This window comes from Bacillus sp. FJAT-14266 (genome assembly GCF_001719225.1).
Taxonomy (GTDB): domain Bacteria; phylum Bacillota; class Bacilli; order Bacillales; family Bacillaceae; genus Bacillus; species Bacillus subtilis.
Genome location: NZ_CP017072.1, coordinates 1,249,560 through 1,266,969 on the forward strand (window position 1 = coordinate 1,249,560; position 17,410 = coordinate 1,266,969).

Consider the following 17,410-nt stretch of genomic DNA (forward strand, 5'->3'; position numbering starts at 1 on the left):
AAAAGGAGGTCATCATATGGCTGAATGGAAAACAAAACGGACATACGATGAGATATTGTATGAAACGTATAATGGCATTGCAAAAATAACAATCAACCGACCTGAGGTACATAATGCGTTTACCCCTAAAACGGTTGCTGAAATGATTGATGCGTTTGCTGACGCAAGAGACGACCAAAACGTTGGGGTTATCGTGCTTGCCGGTGCAGGGGACAAGGCATTTTGTTCTGGCGGAGACCAAAAAGTGCGCGGCCACGGTGGATATGTAGGAGACGACCAGATCCCGCGTCTTAACGTATTGGATCTTCAGCGTTTAATCCGCGTCATCCCGAAACCGGTTGTTGCGATGGTGTCCGGATATGCGATCGGCGGAGGCCATGTGCTTCACATCGTATGTGACTTGACAATTGCTGCGGACAACGCAATTTTTGGACAAACAGGCCCTAAAGTGGGAAGCTTCGATGCAGGTTACGGTTCTGGATACCTGGCTCGAATTGTAGGACATAAAAAAGCACGTGAAATCTGGTACCTATGCCGTCAGTACAACGCACAGGAAGCACTGGACATGGGTCTTGTCAACACAGTCGTTCCTTTGGAACAGCTTGAAGAAGAAACGATTAAATGGTGTGAAGAAATGCTTGAAAAAAGCCCGACCGCACTGCGCTTTCTTAAAGCTGCGTTTAACGCGGACACAGACGGACTTGCTGGAATTCAGCAGTTTGCAGGGGATGCTACCCTTCTTTACTACACAACAGATGAAGCAAAAGAAGGCCGTGATTCCTTTAAGGAAAAACGCAAACCTGATTTCGGACAGTTCCCTCGTTTCCCGTGATCAGCAATACTTAGTAAACCAACAGCTTGAGACTTTGCGGTCCAAGCTGTTTTCTTTTCAATACAGACATTTTACCTCGGAGATGATGACATGCTGACAGAACAGCCCAACTGGCTCATGCAGCGGGCACAGCTGACACCTGAGAGAATCGCTCTCATTTATAGAGACCAAACCGTGACATTTGCAGAATTATTTGCCGCATCTAAGCGAATGGCTGAACAGCTTGCCGCTCATTCGGTTCGGAAAGGGGATACTGCGGCTATTTTGCTCCAAAACTGTGCGGAAATGGTATACGCCGTTCACGCTTGTTTTTTGCTTGGTGTTAAGGCGGTGCTTTTGAATACGAAGCTGTCAACACATGAAAGGCTGTTTCAGCTGGAGGATTCGGGATCCGGCTTTTTATTGACAGATTCAAGCTTTGAGAAGAAAGAATATGAACACATCGTTCAAACGATTGATGTGGATGAACTGATGAAAGAAGCAGCAGAGGAAATTGAGATCGAGGCTTATATGCAAATGGATGCAACGGCAACGCTGATGTATACGTCGGGTACGACAGGAAAGCCCAAGGGAGTTCAGCAAACGTTCGGAAACCACTATTTCAGTGCGGTGTCGTCCGCGCTTAATTTGGGTATAACAGAACAAGACCGCTGGCTTATCGCATTGCCGCTCTTTCATATCAGCGGCTTGTCCGCATTATTCAAATCTGTGATCTATGGAATGACTGTCGTGCTTCACCAGCGTTTTTCCGTAAGTGATGTGCTGGATTCTATCAATAGGCATGAAGTGACAATGATATCTGCGGTGCAGACTATGCTGGCCAGTCTTTTGGAAGAAACAAGCCGCTGCCCTGAATCCATCAGATGCATTCTTCTCGGCGGCGGCCCTGCACCTCTGCCATTGCTTGAGGAATGCCGTGAGAAAGGATTCCCTGTCTTTCAGTCATATGGAATGACAGAAACATGCTCACAAATTGTTACCCTGTCGCCGGAATTCAGTATGGAAAAGCTCGGATCTGCGGGGAAACCGCTGTTTTCATGTGAAATCAAAATAGAGCGGGACGGACAGGCATGTGAACCGTTTGTACACGGTGAAATCATGGTCAAAGGCCCGAATGTTATGAAAAGCTATTTTAACCGAGAGAGCGCAAATGAAGCCTCCTTTCAAAATGGCTGGCTGAAAACAGGTGATCTTGGTTATTTGGACAGCGAAGGCTTTTTATATGTATTAGACAGACGTTCAGATCTGATCATATCCGGCGGAGAAAACATTTATCCGGCCGAAGTGGAGTCAGTGCTGCTTTCACACCCCGCTGTGGCCGAAGCCGGGGTTTCAGGGGCTGAGGACAAAAAATGGGGGAAAGTGCCTCACGCCTATCTTGTCCTTCACAAGCCTGTGAGCGCAGGAGAATTGACTGACTACTGCAAAGAACGCTTGGCGAAGTATAAAATTCCGGCAAAATTCTTTGTGCTTGACCGCCTGCCGCGCAATGCGTCTAATAAGCTCTTGCGAAATCAGCTGAAGGATGCGCGTAAAGGAGAACTGCTATGATCGAAATAGAAAAAATCACGCTTTACCATTTGAGCATGAACTTAAAGAAACCGTTTAAAAACAGTATCGAAACGCTTCAAGAGCGTAAATTTCTGATCGTGGAAGCCATTGATACATCAGGTGTCACAGGCTGGGGAGAAGTTTCCGCTTTCTCTTCGCCTTGGTACACCGAGGAAACCATTGGAACATGTTTGCATATGCTAAAAGATTTTTTTATCCCAAATGTCGTCGGCCGTGAATTCAATCACCCTTCAGAAGTGCCGGACAGCCTGGCGCGTTATAAAGGAAATCGGATGGCAAAAGCGGGACTTGAATCGGCTGTATGGGACATCTATGCCAAAAAGAAGGGCGTATCCCTTGCTGAGGCATTGGGCGGAACAAGAGATAAAGTCCCTGCCGGCGTGGTAGTCGGACTGGCGCCTCTTGACGATATGCTGAAGGAAATTGAGAGCTATCAAAAAGAAGGTTATCAAAGAATAAAAATTAAAATTCAGCCTGGGCAGGATGTGGAATTGGTCAAGGCCATCCGCAGCCGATTCCCAAACATCCCGCTTATGGCCGATGCCAATTCCTCTTACGAACTGAAGGATATCAGCCGTTTAAAGGAGCTTGATGACTATCATTTAATGATGATTGAGCAACCCCTTCAATCCGACGATATCGTTGACCACCGCCACCTGCAGAAACATTTGAAAACGGCCATTTGCCTTGACGAGAGCATTTGTTCAGTTGATGATGCGAGACGGGCGATTGAGCTAGGAAGCTGCAAAATTATTAATATAAAACCTTCTCGTGTCGGCGGCTTAACAGAAGCCTTAAAAATTCATGATTTATGCCAAGAGCATCATATGGAGGTTTGGTGCGGCGGAATGCTGGAAACAGGCATATCAAGAGCGCAGAACGTGGCGCTTGCTTCACTGCCTCAATTCACAATACCTGGCGATATATCTTCATCCTCACGCTATTGGGATGAAGATATTGTAACTCCTGATATTCGTATTGATAATGGATTTATTTCTGTGTCAAAACAGCCTGGTTTAGGGGTTGAGGTAAACCAAGACATTATGCGAAAATATGTGACCAAAATGGATGTTTTCACACAGCATGGTTAAGAAAAAAGCATTTTGCTATTTTGAATAAATGACACTGTGCTGTTACAGTAAAAGTGTTCGTTGAATACATCCCTTCTCGTTTGGACCGGCTGCTGACCCAGCCGGTTTTTTTATGTAAATTAGCTTGACAAAAATGGCCAAACGCGATAATTTTGCACAAGGGAAACTTTTTGTCCTGTGTAAATAAAACATGCTTTTGGCTAATTTAATGTCACATGTCTAAGAACTGACAACATAAGATAAAACAATCGGACATTGATGGTAAAGAGGAGGAGAAATATGAGACGAGGGCTGATGGCAGCAGTACTTTTTGCGACCTTTGCTTTAACGGGATGCGGAACGGATTCAGCCGGAAAAAGCGCTGATCAGCAATTACAAGTGACAGCGACAACATCTCAAATTGCCGATGCAGCAGAAATCATCGGAGGTAAGCATGTAAAAGTCACCTCTTTAATGGGACCGGGGGTTGATCCGCACCTTTACAAAGCTTCCCAAGGTGACACGAAAAAATTAATGTCTGCCGATGTTGTTCTGTACAGCGGGTTGCATTTGGAAGGGAAAATGGAGGATGTGCTCCAAAAAATCGGTGAACAAAAACAATCGGCGGCAGTAGCTGAGGCCATTCCGAAAAATAAGCTTATTCCCGCGGGGGAAGGCAAGACGTTTGATCCCCACGTCTGGTTCAGCATTCCGTTATGGATCTATGCGGTGGATGAAATTGAAGCGCAATTCAGCAAAGCAATGCCTCAGCACGCAGATGCCTTTCGGAAAAATGCCAAAGAGTACAAAGAAGATTTGCAATATTTAGATAAGTGGTCGCGTCAGGAGATCGCACATATTCCGGAGAAAAGCCGTGTGCTTGTGACTGCTCATGATGCGTTTGCGTACTTTGGGAATGAGTATGGATTTAAGGTAAAAGGCCTGCAGGGACTCAGCACAGATTCGGACTATGGATTAAGGGATGTTCAGGAGCTGGTTGATCTTCTGACAGAAAAACAAATAAAAGCTGTGTTCGTAGAAAGCAGTGTATCTGAAAAATCAATCAATGCAGTGGTGGAAGGCGCTAAAGAAAAAGGCCATACAGTCACAATCGGCGGTCAGCTTTATTCGGATGCCATGGGTGAAAAGGGCACAAAAGAAGGCACATACGAAGGAATGTTCCGCCACAATATCAACACGATTACTAAAGCGCTTAAATAAAGAAAAGAGGTGGAGGATATGTTCCCTGTTGAGCTTGATAATGTGACGGTTGCTTATCATAAAAAGCCTGTACTGCAGGATATTTCGCTGCAGGTGCCTGAAGGAAAACTTATTGGCATTATTGGCCCAAACGGCGCGGGAAAATCAACCTTGATCAAAACGATTCTCGGTCTTGTGCCCCGAGCTTCCGGAGACATCTCTATTTACGGCAAAGACTATAAGGATCAGCGGACCAGAATCGGATATGTTCCGCAGCGCGGCTCGGTTGACTGGGATTTCCCCACAAGCGCGCTCGATGTCGTCCTAATGGGAAGATACGGGAGAATCGGTTTATTAAAGAGGCCAAAGAAAGCGGATGTGGAGATGGCGAAGGCCGCATTAACAAAAGTCGGGATGCATGATTATGCGAAAAGGCAAATCAGCCAGCTGTCAGGCGGACAGCAGCAGCGGGTGTTTCTTGCCCGGGCACTCTGCCAGAACGCTGACATTTATTTTATGGATGAACCGTTTGCAGGTGTTGATGCAGCGACGGAGCGCGCGATTATGACGCTGTTGGCAGAACTCAAAGAAAAAGGAAAAACCGTGCTTGTCGTCCATCATGATCTGCAGACCGCCGAGGATTATTTCGATTGGATCTTACTGCTTCATTTAAGGAAAATCGCTTTCGGACCGACGGAAAACGTTTTTACGATCGAAAACCTGCAAAAAACATATGGAGGAAGGCTTACGTTTTTAAAAGATAAAGTGCTGGCAGAAGGACATAAGGAGTGAGCGCAATGTTTGAAAGTTTGTGGCTGCAGCTCCAGCATCCGAATACACAGTGGGTGCTGGCCGGTACGCTTTTGCTCGGGACGGCAAGCGGTGTTTTGGGCAGCTTTGTGCTGCTGAGAAAGCAAAGTTTAATCGGCGATGCGATGGCCCATTCAGCTCTGCCGGGAGTGTGTCTCGCTTTTCTGTTCACCGGGCAAAAATCACTGCCTTTCTTTTTGCTGGGGGCAGCGCTCGCCGGACTGCTCGGAACGTTTTGTATTCAGCTGATTCCTCGGCTTTCAAAAACAAAGGAGGACTCGGCGATCGGGATTGTTCTTTCTGTGTTTTTTGGCGTCGGGATCATTCTGCTGACATATATTCAGCAACAGGGGGCGGGAAGCCAAAGCGGGCTTGATTCTTTTTTATTCGGCCAGGCTGCTTCATTGGTCAGGCAGGATATCATCCTTATTGCAGGGATATCCGCTGTTCTACTGCTCCTATGTATTGTTTTCTTTAAGGAATTTACATTGATTACTTTTGATCTCGCGTTTGCAAAGGGATTAGGAATCCCGGTGCGTTTTTTAAACGGGCTTTTGGCTTGTCTGATTGTCTGTGCTGTCGTCATTGGGCTTCAGACTGTTGGTGTGATATTAATGGCGGCTATGCTGATTACACCTGCCATAACCGCGAGATATTGGACCGAACGGTTAACCGGGATGATCGTCATTGCCGGGATTACAGGCGGGGTCAGCGGCGCGGCCGGAACCCTGCTTAGCACCACGATGAAGGGAATGGCGACAGGGCCATTAATGATCTTATCTGCAACGCTGCTCTTTCTTGTTTCAATGATTTGCGCGCCTAAGCGGGGATTGGCTGCTAAAGCCATAAGGCTGATGAGGCTGCGGCGCAGAACAAGCAGGGAGCAAGTGCTTTTGGCGATTTATGAACAGTATGAAAAGAATAATCTTTGTGTAACTGTTGAAAGTGTAAGAAAGAAAAGACGCCTATCCCCTTCATTATGCCTTAAGGCATTAAATGACTTGGAACAAGAGAGGTGCATTGAGCGTATCGAAAATGGGATTTGGCAAATCACAAGCAAAGGGATAGAAAAAGGCTATCACACAGCTTTGAAGCAGCGGATGTATGAAGTGTATCTCATGCATGAAATGGAACTTACCAATATAGAATCCGATCAGGACTACTTTGACCCGGACCGTTTACCGAGAGAAACGAGAGAGCGGCTTTATTCACTCTTAAAGCTGTATGGACGGATGCCTGAGCTTCGAAAAGCGTCTCATGATGCCGAGAAGGGACAGATCGCAAATGAGTTTTGAAGCATGGATTATAGCTACCGGTGTATTAGTCGGTGTAAGCTGCGGATTGATAGGCACATTTCTTGTGCTGAGAAGCATGGCGATGCTGGCCGACGCAATCAGTCATACAGTGTTGCTTGGCATTGTCGGCGCTTTTCTAGTGACGGGAAGTCTCGATGGGATTTATATGTTTATTGGCGCAGCCGCAACCGGTCTGTTAACGGCTTTCTTGGTTCAGCTTCTTCATAGCAAGGGGGTTCAATCAGATGCTGCCATAGGAGTTGTGTTTACATCCTTATTTGCAATCGGGGTTATTTTGCTTTCTGTGTATGGAGCGAATGTCCATCTCGATATTGAGCACTCGTTAATGGGAGAAATCGCTTTTGTGCCGTGGAATACGATGACGGTATTCGGGGTTGATATTGGGCCGAAAGCGTTTTGGATGCTGGCATCTGTTCTGGTTTTAAACGTAGTGTTGATCAGTGTGTGCTATAAGGAGTTTAAAATCGCTTCGTTTGATCCTCAAATGGCTTTAGCCTTGGGAATACCGGTTTTGCTCATTCATTACGTGCAAATGGGCATGCTGTCCCTGACGACTGTTGCTTCCTTTGATTCGGTGGGTGCTGTATTGGTTGTGGCCATGCTGATTGTTCCGCCTGCTGCGGCACATTTGCTGACAGACCGGCTTCTTTATATGCTGATTCTCAGCGCGTTGATTGGTGGGCTGTCGGCGGTCATGGGCTATTTCTTCGCAACGTGGCTTAATGTTTCGATTTCAGGAGCGATGGCGGCCATGACAGGTGTATGTTATGCAAGCGCCTTTTTGTTTTCACCTGCAAACGGGGTCATAACTAAAAAGCTGAGAACACTCAACATGCAAAAAGAAAGAGCTGGCTGACGCAGCTCTTTCTTTTAATTACAAATCATGCGGCTTAAACGTTTTGCAGTCTGTTTCCCGGCTGTTTTCAGCCGTTTCACCAGTATGGCTGACAACATAAATGGCATCAGCGGTGCATTTGTTACCTTTGCCCCAATAAGAACAGTTGTTGACCTCACATAGAATTTTCTGCTCCATGCCATCCCCTCCTTATAAAGGTTCTGGATTAGTATAGCCGGCTGGCTTGCCCTCTATTCCTCCTGGCGGATATAGCGTTTATCTCGCATAAACATTTTCCAGAAGAAAAAGAAGCCCGGAAATAGAATGATAAATGCAACGATATACGTTGCAAACAGCGCTCTGAACGTTGCTGGCTCTGTGAAGCCTGACATGACTGTCACATCGGGATAAATCATATACGGAAGATGCGCCCGCCCGTACGCGTAGCTTGCGAGAAAATACTGTATCCCAATCGCGACAAGTGCAAGCCGCGGTTTTCCGATGTTTTGCCCAAAGCTCTTATTAGGCAGAAAAAGGGCGATTCCAGCAATGACAAATGTAATGAACGATGCAATAATCCAAGTAAAATCATTCATCATTCCGCTGTACAGCCAGTTTGCTTCATTCCGCATTGTCACCATAATGCATACTGCAAACAACAGTGAAATCGGGCCGGTAATCAGGGCGCTTTTTCTGTAGGCTCGGTACGCATCCTGTTCCTCTGCCACATTTGAAACATCTGCAAGCAGCAGCGAGGACAAAAATAAGGTGCTTAAAATCGCAAACCCGATAAATGAATAGGCGTTGGGGCTTGAAAAGATTTTAGACATATTTAAGTTATAGATTCCATCCGTTTTTTCTATAAACCCTCCGTGTGTCACAGGAAGCACCAAAATTAAAATAGCAGGAATGATAAAGCCGGAGATGCCGGAAATATATCTTAGCGTTTTCCGCTCCTTTGCTGTGTTTGAAAAAACGAGAAATCCGCTTCGAATTGCTAAAAGCAGCAAAATCATGCTTCCGGGAATTAATAAAACGGTGCCGAGCACAAATGTCGCGCCGGGGAAAAAACTGAAAAGCGCCACGACGATGGCCACAATAAAGACATTTGTGACCTCCCAAGTCGGGGACAAAAAGCGATTCGCAATATCGGTGGCCTTCATATGCTCCTTGTTTAAATAGATCATAGACCAAAATCCCGCTCCAAAATCCATTGTCGCCATGACGGCGTAAATAAACACAAAGCCCCAGATAATTGAGATGGCGATCAGAGCGTCAGTTGAAATCTCCATTTGTCGATCTTCCTTCCATTTGGTTTCCTGTTTGCGGAGCCATTACGACTCCGCTGTATTTAAATCTTCGTCAACCGGGTGCTTGCGGAAATAATACAGCAGCACGTAGACGACAGCTGCGCCTAACACGGCATAAACAAATGTGAAAAATAAGAACAGCACCCCGATCGAGCCAGTCGTAGTTACGACATCTGACGTTTTCAGCAGATGATAGATGACCCAAGGCTGTCTCCCCGTACATGCGAAAATCCAGCCGAATTCAATGCCGATGAGACTAAAAGGGCCTGCTGTCATGAAAATGATCAAAAGCCACGTTGGGAAACGGTCTTTCTTGAGCACCTTTCTCCAGACCACACCGATGATGGAATAAAGAATTAGCAGCATGCCTACACCCACCATCGCATTAAACAGCGTGTGAATGAAAAGCGGCGGCCATTCATCTCTAGGAAATGCATTCAATCCCTTTACAACAGTGTCAAAACGGTTCGCTGCCAAAAAGCTTAAAGCCCATGGAATCTCGATAGCCCATTTTACTTTTTCTTCATTCGGGTCGGTAAAACCGCCGATAGCGAGCGGGGCGTGGGATCTTGTTTCAAATAGGCCTTCCGCACCGGCTAATTTTTCGGGCTGGTATTCGTACAGCATCTGTGCAGATTCGTGTCCGTTCAAAGCGGTCAGCAATGAAAAAATACCGCCGATCGTCAGTGCGAGCAAAAGGGCTTTCCGGTGAAAGCGATAGACCTTTTCCTTTTTCCTCGTTCGGATCATTTTATACGCCGCAACAGAAGCCACGATAAACGCACCGGTCATAAACGCGGACAGCACGACATGGCCGGCAGTGATAAAAAAGCTAGGATTAAAAAACGCAGCCCACGGGTCAACATCTGTAATTTTTCCGTTTAAAATTTTAAAACCGGCGGGCGTACCTTCAAAAGCGTGAACATTCGTGATCAGAACAGCGGATGCTGCTGCCCCGACTAACACAAAGAAAACAGCAACAATCCTCATTGCAGGTGACAAACGGTCTGCAGCGTATACATAAATCGACATGAATAGGGCTTCAACAAAAAAAGCATAGATTTCAATTTGAAACGGCAGGGACATCACCCGGCCGATGACTTCCATAAATCCCGGCCATAAAAGCGCGAGCTGAGTGCCCGCGATCGTTCCGGTCGGTATGGCGACCCCCAGCAAAACGGCTTGTGCTTTCGTCCATCTTTTCGCCATGATCGCATAATGGTCATCTTTCGTTTTTTGATAGATCAATTCCGCCACTAAAATCATGAGCGGGAGACCGACTCCAAGCGTTGCGAAAATAATATGAAAGCCCATTGTCGTGCCAAAGAGGCTTCTGGCCAAAACTAAATCATCCACAATCGTAAACCACCTTTCTAAAAAGACGTTCTGTATGTATTTTGGGTTTATTATTTGCTTCCTCGGTTAGATTATTCTTCCTATTCTTAAATGCCATGAGGTTTACGATGTGAAAACAGAGGGAAGGATATAAGAAGATTGACAAAACGTTTGTAAGGTTATAAAATAAAACGTAATTATTACGATTTATCGAAAGGAGATTCACATGAAAGAAGGAATTCATCCGAAGAACCACAAAGTGATATTTCAGGATGTCAACAGCGGCTACCGTTTTCTCAGCACCTCTACGAAAACATCTAATGAAACAGCAGAGTGGGAAGACGGAAACACATATCCTGTCATTAAAGTAGAGGTAAGCTCTGACACGCATCCGTTTTATACAGGCCGCCAGAAATTCAATGAAAAAGGCGGACGAGTTGAGCAGTTCAAAAAACGCTATAACATGGGGAAATAAGGCAGGCCTGAGGGTTTGTCTTTTTTTATTATGACGAATAAACAAGGGTTGTGATATATTGAAGAGTAAAAAGAATAGAAAGGGACAACGAACATGAGTCTTCTAAATGATATTCTCGAATTTAACAAGACATTTACTGAACAAAGAGAGTATGAAAAGTATCAAACATCAAAATTTCCAGATAAAAAAATGGCGATTCTTTCTTGCATGGATACTCGTCTGGTTGAACTGCTGCCGCATGCGATGAATTTGCGAAACGGTGATGTGAAAATCATTAAAAGTGCCGGTGCGCTTGTGACACACCCATTCGGAAGCATCATGAGAAGTATACTCGTCGCAGTGTACGAGCTGAATGCAGATGAGGTGTGTGTGATCGGGCATCACGATTGCGGCATGAGCAAAATCAGCAGCAAAAGCATGCTTGAAAAAATCAAAGCAAGAGGGATTCCGGAAGAACGCATCGAAACAATAAAGTACTCCGGTGTAGACTTTGATCAATGGTTTAAAAGCTTTGATTCAGTGGAAGCGAGTGTGAAAGACAGCGTAGATGTTATTAAACATCACCCGCTGTTCCCTGAAAACGTTCCGGTCCATGGCTTAGTCATTGATCCTAAAACCGGAAAACTGGATCTTATCGTAAACGGTTATAACAATTAATGTTTTTGTTTCTTTTCAGGAACGGGATCGACTCCTCCCGGATGGAACGGGTGGCATTTCAAAATCCGTTTGATTGTCAGCCATCCGCCTTTTAAAGCGCCATGTGTTTTAATCGCTTCGATTCCATATTGGGAACAGGTCGGATAAAAGCGGCACGTTGGCGGTGTCAGGGGCGAGATGAATTTTTGATATCCTCTGATCAGAGCGATGAATAGGGTTTTCATGTTTCTTCAGCAACCTTTCTGATGCAAGTATAAGAAAAAAAACACAGATTGAAAAGTTAATCAATAATTCTTATCGGAAAAGTATGTTATAATGAAATTACATTTTTAAAAAAGGGGAGAGTGCCATTATGCCTTCAGTAGAAAGTTTTGAGCTTGATCATAATGCGGTTGTTGCTCCATATGTAAGACATTGCGGCGTGCATAAAGTGGGAACAGACGGCGTTGTCAATAAATTTGACATTCGTTTTTGCCAGCCAAATAAACAGGCGATGAAGCCTGACACCATCCACACACTCGAGCATTTGCTCGCGTTTACGATTCGTTCTCACGCTGAGAAATACGATCATTTTGATATCATTGATATTTCTCCAATGGGCTGCCAGACAGGCTATTATCTAGTTGTGAGCGGAGAGCCGACATCAGCGGAAATCGTTGATCTGCTTGAAGACACAATGAAGGAAGCGGTAGAGATTACAGAAATACCTGCTGCGAATGAAAAGCAGTGCGGCCAAGCGAAGCTTCATGATCTGGAAGGCGCTAAACGTTTAATGCGTTTCTGGCTTTCACAGGATAAAGAAGAATTGCTAAAAGTATTTGGCTAAAATAGAAAGGACCTTTTTGCGCTTAAGCAAAAAGGTCTTTTTTGTGACGTCTCATATTTTGTGTACCATTTGCTGTAAGCGTTTGCTACTATTTAGGTAAACGATGAAAGGGTGATGGCATGAAAAAGATGTTGGTTGTTCTGCTTTTTTCTGCTTTATTGCTTAATGGATGCGGATCTGGTGAAAGTAAAGCAAATACAGCTGAGACGCCCGAGGTTTTGGATGTCAAGCTGACCGGGCCTGAAAAAGTAAATCCCGGAGAAAGCGCTGCTTATGAAGCAGCTGTATCATATGGTGATGAAGCTGTGACGGATGCCGATGAAGTAGAGTTTGAAGTATGGAAAGAAGGGGAAAAAGACGCAAGCCAAATGTTTAAGGTGAAACAAGAAAAAGGCGTATACCGATTGGAAACGACGTTTAAGGAAGATGGTGTATACACTGTCCAATCTCATGTCACAGCAAAAAAACAGCATAGCATGCCGACCTTAAAAGTCCAAGTCGGAGACGCCGATGCTGCCAGCAATCAGTCAGAAGAGGAGCATTCACATCATCATTGATTGTGTGAATCAGAGTGATTTTCTTGTGGTGGATCAATGGTATGCTTTACATTATAGGCTTTTACAGTCGTCCAAATGGTTACAAGCAAAACAGCCAGCACAATCAAAATACTTATCGTAATGAGAAGCGTCATGACATTCCACCTCCCGTTTTTTAACAATTGTAGCATAATAGAAGAAATCGTGACAGATAAGGGTAAAAAAGAGGTTTTAGCGTACGATATTAAGGGTATACATAGTCATATAACAAGGAGGAGATACCATGTCAGAACAATTGATTCAAGCAGTGAACAAACAAGTAGCCAACTGGACGGTCATGTATGTGAAACTACATAATTATCACTGGTATGTGAAAGGGAAAGATTTCTTCACTCTTCATGAAAAGTTTGAGGAGCTGTACAACGAAACAGCAACTTATATTGATGACTTAGCAGAACGTCTTTTGGCGCTGAACGGAAAACCGATTGCAACAATGAAGGAATCCTTAGAAACGGCTTCTGTCAAAGAAGCTGCTGGAAATGAAACAGCTGAACAAATGGTTCAAAGCGTATATGATGATTTCACAGTCATCGCGGAAGAGCTGAAAAACGGCATGGATTTAGCTGATGAAGTCGGTGACGAAACAACAGGGGACATGCTTCTTGCGATCCATCAAAATATTGAAAAACATAACTGGATGCTAAAAGCTTACCTAGGTTAAGTTCAAAAATAGAACGGCCGGATGTCTTAAAAAAGACGTCCGGCTTTTCTTTTTGTATCTGAAAAATAGGCGACAACCAGTCCATTTTTCTGAAAAATCCAATCCGTTCGGCTTGTTTACCATAGAATATCGTAAGGCCGTTTCTGTGAAAGGATGTTGGGATAAATGGATAGAGACTTTGGCATCTTTTCGTTTTTAGCAGTCAGCGTTTCAGCAGCGGGTTTTTTCTTTGGAGGTTTTCAGTATTCATTTCTGATTTTGCTCTCTCTTATGGCAATTGAATTTATCAGTACGACTTTGAAGGAAACCATTATTCACAAACTGTCATTTAAAAAGGTATTTGCCCGGCTTGTCAAAAAATTAGTCACGCTGGCTCTGATCTCTGTATGCCACTTTTTTGATCAGCTGCTGAATACACAGGGATCAATTCGTGACTTGGCTATTATGTTTTATATTCTTTATGAATCTGTGCAAATTGTTGTGACAGCCAGCTCTCTTGGCATACCGGTTCCTCAGATGCTTGTCGATCTTTTAGAAACGTTAAAAAATAAATTTAAGCGCAAACCGTAACTTTTCCCTGTTCGCGGGTCATAATAAAGCCCAGAGCGTCGGTCGCACTTTCCGGCAAAAGTATCGCAAAAAAACTGTACGAGCTAGTCTGCATGCAGAACCTGACGGCGTGCTGGGTTTCCCTTATTTTTTGATAAAAGGCTTCCGAAGAAACGTAACTGTGGTATGATGTATGGAAGATAGCTAGGAACGGATTTGAGGGATAAACATGTACGAGTTTAAAGATTATTATCAGAATACTGTTCAGCTTTCCTTTGACGATCAGCCTTTCTCGGACAGCCCGAAGCATGTCTGGGTGATTTGCCGTTTTGGCGGCAAATGGCTTTTAACAGAACATGAGGACAGAGGCTATGAGTTTCCAGGCGGGAAAGTAGAGCCGATGGAGTGCGCAGAAGAGGCTGCGCTCCGGGAAGTAAAGGAAGAGACGGGCGCGAGAGTCAAAAGCCTCAAGTATCTCGGACAGTATAAAGTTCTCGGAAAAGAAAAAGTGATTGTAAAAAATATATATTTTGCAGATATAGAAAAGCTTGAAAAGCAGGCTGATTACTTTGAAACGAAAGGCCCGGTTTTGTTTCACGAGCTGCCGGAGAACCTTTCCCGCAATAAAAAATTCAGCTTTATTATGAAGGATTCCGTTCTTCCGATCAGCTTGAAAAAACTGAAAGAATCTGGATGGATTGAATAAAAAACCCGGCACATGTGCCGGGTTTTTTATGTCCTCCCCTTCGTCCATTTCTTTTCCAGCAGCTCGACGCCCTGATACATCAGAGTGGCGAAGATGGCGATGATCAGCAGGCTTAAGAAGACGAGTGTAAAATTGAAGACTTGGAATCCGTAAATAATCATATATCCTAATCCGACCTTCGAAACGAGGAATTCCCCTACAATAACGCCAACCCATGATAAACCGACGTTCACTTTTAGTGTTGAAATAATCGCGGGGGAGGATGCAGGCAGTATGACTTCTTTAAAAATAACCCACTTTTTTGCGCCGAATGTTTTCATGACTTTCGTATAGTTTTCGTCGACCTCTTGGAAGGCGGTGTAGACAACGATGGTTGTGATAATGACGCTGATGATGGCTCCCATCGCAATGATGCTGATAAAACTGGGACCGAGCGCGACAATCAGGATCGGGCCCAGGGCCACTTTCGGCATTGCGTTCAAAATCACAAGATACGGATCTAAAATTCTGGCAAGTCGGTTAGACCACCATAACAAAGCGGCTAGGCACGTGCCCATAAACGTCCCGAGCAAAAAGCCAAGCACCGTTTCAAATAAAGTGACGCCGATGTGTGACAGTAAAGAACCGTCACCAAGTTTCTCCAGCAATAATCGCCACACAGCTGATGGAGAGCTGAAGATCAGCGGATCGATCCAGCCCTGCCTGCTGGAGATTTCCCAGCCCGAGAAAAAGAGAATAAATATGGCAAGCTGAAAGGAATGGACCTTCCACTTTTCCTTTTTCTGTTTGAATTGATACTGCTCGTGAAGCAGATCAATGGTTTCTTTGCTGTTTCTCAAGAGAATTCAGCTCCTTCCATATCGTTTGAAACAGTGTCTGGAAGGAAGGTTCCTGACGGGCGTCAAAAGGCAACATCGCGGCCAATTCCTTAGGAATGGTAAAAATCTGATGGATGGTGCCCGGCTGATTTGAAAATAAAAAGATCGTATCGCTCATCGCTATCGCTTCCCCTATATCATGAGTGACAAGCACTGCTGTTTTTTGATATTCCTTTAATGTGCGGAATACCAGGTTTTCCAAAGACAGCTTTGTCTGAAAATCAAGCGCGGAAAATGGCTCATCCAGCAAAAGCAGACTAGGGTTAGGCGCAAGTGTTCTTGCAAGCGCAGCCCGCTGGCGCATCCCGCCTGACAGTTCTTTCGGATATTTTTTCTCCACATCTATGAGGCCGAACTCCGGCAATAGACCGAGTGCAGCGGTTTTGCTTTCTTCTGTCAGCGTGTCGGCGATTTTTAAACCGAGAAGCACATTTTCCTCGATAGATTTCCAGGGAAATAAGTAATCCTGCTGAAGCATATAGCCAATATTATGTTCTTTTTGATTCGGCTCACGGCCTTCAATCAGAACTCTGCCTTCTGATGGCTCAATCAAACCGGCAATAATGGAAAGCAATGTTGTTTTTCCGCAGCCGCTTGGGCCGAGAAATGAGATGAAATCGCCTTTTTCGGCATCGAAATGAATATCCCGCACAGCCGTTGTTTTTTCTTTAATAGAAAAATAAGTATGGGTTACATGGTCGACATGTAAGAAAGACATAGATGGCGCCTCCTATTTCTCCGAGGTGACTTTTTCAGCAATTTCTTTATTTACAAGCTGATTGTATGGAATGTGCTTCGGCAGTTCTCCCGATTTATCCATAATGGTTTGGAGAAGCTCCCATTCTTTTTCGTTAAGCAGAGGGTCTGGTGAATATGAATGCTGTTTTTTATAGCGTTCAATGGATGTTTCGATGACGTCTGGGTCGGTATCATCAAATTCATCTTTAATGGCATCTGTGATGTCCTTCGCAGAATGGTTTTCAACCCACTGCTGCGCCTTATAAATGGCTTTTGTAAACTTGACGGCTGTGTCTTCATTTTTCTTCAAATAGCTTTGTTTCGCCATAAAAGTCGTATAAGGAACCTCTCCTGATTCTTCTCCGAATGAAGCCACGATATGGCCGATGCCTTTTTTCTCAAAGAGAGAAGCCTGCGGTTCAAAGAGCTGTACATACTCACCGGTTCCAGAAGCAAACGCATTGGCAATATTGGCGAAGTCTATGTTCTGGATGAGGTCTATATCCTTATGCGGGTCAATCTTATGTTTGTTCAGTACATACTCGCCGACCATTTGCGGCATGCCGCCTTTTCGCTGACCGAGAAACGTTTTTCCTTTCAGCTGATCCCAGTCGAAGTGTTCAACATCTTCTCTCGCGACAAGAAACGTTCCGTCTGTCTGAGTCAGCTGGGCGAAATTAATGACGGGATCTTTAGCCCCTTGCGCTTCGACATAAATAGATGTTTCTGACCCGACAAGCGCGATGTCGGAGCCGTTGGAAAGAAGCGATGTCATCGTTTTATCTCCGCCCCAGGTCGTATTCACATCGACATCAAGCCCTTCTTCCTTAAAAAAACCTTTAGACTCAGCAACATATAAAGGTGCGTAAAAAATTGAATGGGTCACTTCAGCTACTTTGACTTTGGTGAGCGTTTCTTCCTGCTTGCAAGCCGCCAGGGCGATCATCAGAAAGATACTGCCGACACAGGCGAAGCCCAGCCTTAACCATCTGTTCACATAGACAACCTCCTTATTTCGCATCAAGTTAATATCCTTTTTTGCTT

General features: G+C 44.8%; 22 protein-coding genes. 14 read left to right on the forward strand and 8 right to left on the reverse strand.

Features of this window, described 5'->3' with window-relative positions; translation table 11 throughout:
* The first annotated feature begins 16 nt into the window (after positions 1 to 16).
* From menB to mntD, 7 genes are all read left to right on the forward strand, one after another.
* On the forward strand, positions 17 to 832 hold the full coding sequence (gene menB / locus BGM23_RS06495; RefSeq protein ID WP_003229054.1) for a 1,4-dihydroxy-2-naphthoyl-CoA synthase: 816 nt from the start codon (positions 17 to 19) through the stop codon (positions 830 to 832).
* Between the two features lie 90 nt (positions 833 to 922).
* Entirely contained in the window at positions 923 to 2,383 is a 1,461-nt protein-coding gene (locus BGM23_RS06500; RefSeq protein WP_032722375.1) for an o-succinylbenzoate--CoA ligase, read from the forward strand.
* Positions 2,380 to 3,495: an o-succinylbenzoate synthase gene (menC, locus tag BGM23_RS06505; RefSeq protein WP_032722374.1), complete on the forward strand. Its 1,116-nt coding sequence runs from the start codon at positions 2,380 to 2,382 to the stop codon at positions 3,493 to 3,495. Before BGM23_RS06500 ends, menC begins: the two co-directional genes overlap by 4 nt.
* Positions 3,496 to 3,774: 279 nt before the next feature.
* A complete protein-coding gene (gene mntA, locus BGM23_RS06510; protein WP_032722373.1) occupies positions 3,775 to 4,695 on the forward strand; it encodes a manganese ABC transporter substrate-binding protein/adhesin MntA in 921 nt (306 codons plus the stop codon).
* An 18-nt stretch (positions 4,696 to 4,713) separates the two neighbouring features.
* On the forward strand, positions 4,714 to 5,466 hold the full coding sequence (gene mntB / locus BGM23_RS06515) for a manganese ABC transporter ATP-binding protein MntB (protein ID WP_032722372.1): 753 nt from the start codon (positions 4,714 to 4,716) through the stop codon (positions 5,464 to 5,466).
* 5 nt (positions 5,467 to 5,471) lie between these two features.
* Positions 5,472 to 6,779 (forward strand): manganese ABC transporter permease MntC, encoded by a 1,308-nt coding sequence (gene mntC / locus BGM23_RS06520; RefSeq protein ID WP_032722371.1) that lies wholly within the window; start codon positions 5,472 to 5,474, stop codon positions 6,777 to 6,779.
* The gene (gene mntD / locus BGM23_RS06525; protein ID WP_029727099.1) at positions 6,769 to 7,656 is read left to right on the forward strand and encodes a manganese ABC transporter permease MntD; all 888 of its coding nucleotides are present in this window, start codon (positions 6,769 to 6,771) and stop codon (positions 7,654 to 7,656) included. Before mntC ends, mntD begins: the two co-directional genes overlap by 11 nt.
* An 18-nt stretch (positions 7,657 to 7,674) precedes the next feature.
* On the opposite strand, the gene BGM23_RS06530 is transcribed toward mntD, so the two are convergent.
* Genes BGM23_RS06530 through BGM23_RS06540 form a run of 3 tightly spaced genes read right to left on the reverse strand, consistent with a single transcriptional unit; the run spans position 7,675 to position 10,301 of the window.
* Entirely contained in the window at positions 7,675 to 7,833 is a 159-nt protein-coding gene (locus BGM23_RS06530; RefSeq protein WP_003229069.1) for a DUF1540 domain-containing protein, read from the reverse strand.
* Between the two features lie 53 nt (positions 7,834 to 7,886).
* Positions 7,887 to 8,927 (reverse strand): cytochrome d ubiquinol oxidase subunit II, encoded by a 1,041-nt coding sequence (locus tag BGM23_RS06535; RefSeq protein WP_014480631.1) that lies wholly within the window; start codon positions 8,925 to 8,927, stop codon positions 7,887 to 7,889.
* Between the two features lie 42 nt (positions 8,928 to 8,969).
* On the reverse strand, positions 8,970 to 10,301 hold the full coding sequence (locus tag BGM23_RS06540; protein WP_029318296.1) for a cytochrome ubiquinol oxidase subunit I: 1,332 nt from the start codon (positions 10,299 to 10,301) through the stop codon (positions 8,970 to 8,972).
* 205 nt (positions 10,302 to 10,506) lie between these two features.
* On the opposite strand from BGM23_RS06540, the gene BGM23_RS06545 reads away from it, so the two are divergent.
* Positions 10,507 to 10,755: a type B 50S ribosomal protein L31 gene (locus tag BGM23_RS06545; protein WP_003219346.1), complete on the forward strand. Its 249-nt coding sequence runs from the start codon at positions 10,507 to 10,509 to the stop codon at positions 10,753 to 10,755.
* Between the two features lie 93 nt (positions 10,756 to 10,848).
* Positions 10,849 to 11,412 (forward strand): beta-class carbonic anhydrase, encoded by a 564-nt coding sequence (locus BGM23_RS06550; protein WP_003229074.1) that lies wholly within the window; start codon positions 10,849 to 10,851, stop codon positions 11,410 to 11,412.
* Here BGM23_RS06550 and yidD read toward each other — a convergent pair.
* Positions 11,409 to 11,636 carry a membrane protein insertion efficiency factor YidD gene (gene yidD, locus BGM23_RS06555; RefSeq protein WP_003229076.1) on the reverse strand — a complete coding sequence of 76 codons (228 nt, stop codon included), beginning with the start codon at positions 11,634 to 11,636 and terminating at the stop codon, positions 11,409 to 11,411. The genes BGM23_RS06550 and yidD overlap by 4 nt on opposite strands.
* A gap of 128 nt (positions 11,637 to 11,764) precedes the next feature.
* Here yidD and BGM23_RS06560 point away from each other — a divergent pair, with 128 nt between their 5' ends.
* Both BGM23_RS06560 and BGM23_RS06565 read left to right on the forward strand, forming a co-directional pair.
* Complete coding sequence (locus BGM23_RS06560; RefSeq protein WP_003219361.1) at positions 11,765 to 12,238, forward strand: S-ribosylhomocysteine lyase; 474 nt, start codon at positions 11,765 to 11,767, stop codon at positions 12,236 to 12,238.
* 119 nt (positions 12,239 to 12,357) lie between these two features.
* Entirely contained in the window at positions 12,358 to 12,795 is a 438-nt protein-coding gene (locus BGM23_RS06565) for a FixH family protein (RefSeq protein WP_004398648.1), read from the forward strand.
* Here the strand turns inward: BGM23_RS06565 and ytzI are convergent.
* Positions 12,789 to 12,929: a YtzI protein gene (gene ytzI / locus BGM23_RS06570; RefSeq protein WP_003229081.1), complete on the reverse strand. Its 141-nt coding sequence runs from the start codon at positions 12,927 to 12,929 to the stop codon at positions 12,789 to 12,791. The two genes, BGM23_RS06565 and ytzI, sit on opposite strands and share 7 nt — an antisense overlap.
* 128 nt (positions 12,930 to 13,057) lie before the next feature.
* Here ytzI and BGM23_RS06575 point away from each other — a divergent pair, with 128 nt between their 5' ends.
* The 3 genes from BGM23_RS06575 to ytkD all read left to right on the forward strand — a co-directional run bounded on the left by BGM23_RS06575 (position 13,058) and on the right by ytkD (position 14,750).
* Positions 13,058 to 13,495, forward strand: coding sequence for a Dps family protein (locus BGM23_RS06575; RefSeq protein ID WP_003229083.1), 438 nt, complete (start codon positions 13,058 to 13,060; stop codon positions 13,493 to 13,495).
* A 165-nt stretch (positions 13,496 to 13,660) separates the two neighbouring features.
* A complete protein-coding gene (locus tag BGM23_RS06580; RefSeq protein ID WP_003229085.1) occupies positions 13,661 to 14,065 on the forward strand; it encodes a phage holin family protein in 405 nt (134 codons plus the stop codon).
* Positions 14,066 to 14,273: 208 nt separating this feature from the next.
* The gene (ytkD, locus tag BGM23_RS06585) at positions 14,274 to 14,750 is read left to right on the forward strand and encodes an RNA deprotection pyrophosphohydrolase (RefSeq protein WP_003229087.1); all 477 of its coding nucleotides are present in this window, start codon (positions 14,274 to 14,276) and stop codon (positions 14,748 to 14,750) included.
* Between the two features lie 26 nt (positions 14,751 to 14,776).
* On the opposite strand, the gene BGM23_RS06590 is transcribed toward ytkD, so the two are convergent.
* Genes BGM23_RS06590 through BGM23_RS06600 form a run of 3 tightly spaced genes read right to left on the reverse strand, consistent with a single transcriptional unit; the run spans position 14,777 to position 17,363 of the window.
* Positions 14,777 to 15,589 carry an ABC transporter permease gene (locus BGM23_RS06590; protein ID WP_003229090.1) on the reverse strand — a complete coding sequence of 271 codons (813 nt, stop codon included), beginning with the start codon at positions 15,587 to 15,589 and terminating at the stop codon, positions 14,777 to 14,779.
* A complete protein-coding gene (locus BGM23_RS06595) occupies positions 15,564 to 16,346 on the reverse strand; it encodes an ABC transporter ATP-binding protein (RefSeq protein WP_046663908.1) in 783 nt (260 codons plus the stop codon). The genes BGM23_RS06590 and BGM23_RS06595 overlap by 26 nt, the downstream gene beginning before the upstream one ends.
* Before the next feature lie 12 nt (positions 16,347 to 16,358).
* Positions 16,359 to 17,363, reverse strand: a complete 1,005-nt coding sequence (locus tag BGM23_RS06600; protein ID WP_032722370.1) for an ABC transporter substrate-binding protein — start codon at positions 17,361 to 17,363, stop codon at positions 16,359 to 16,361.
* Positions 17,364 to 17,410 lie beyond the last annotated feature (47 nt).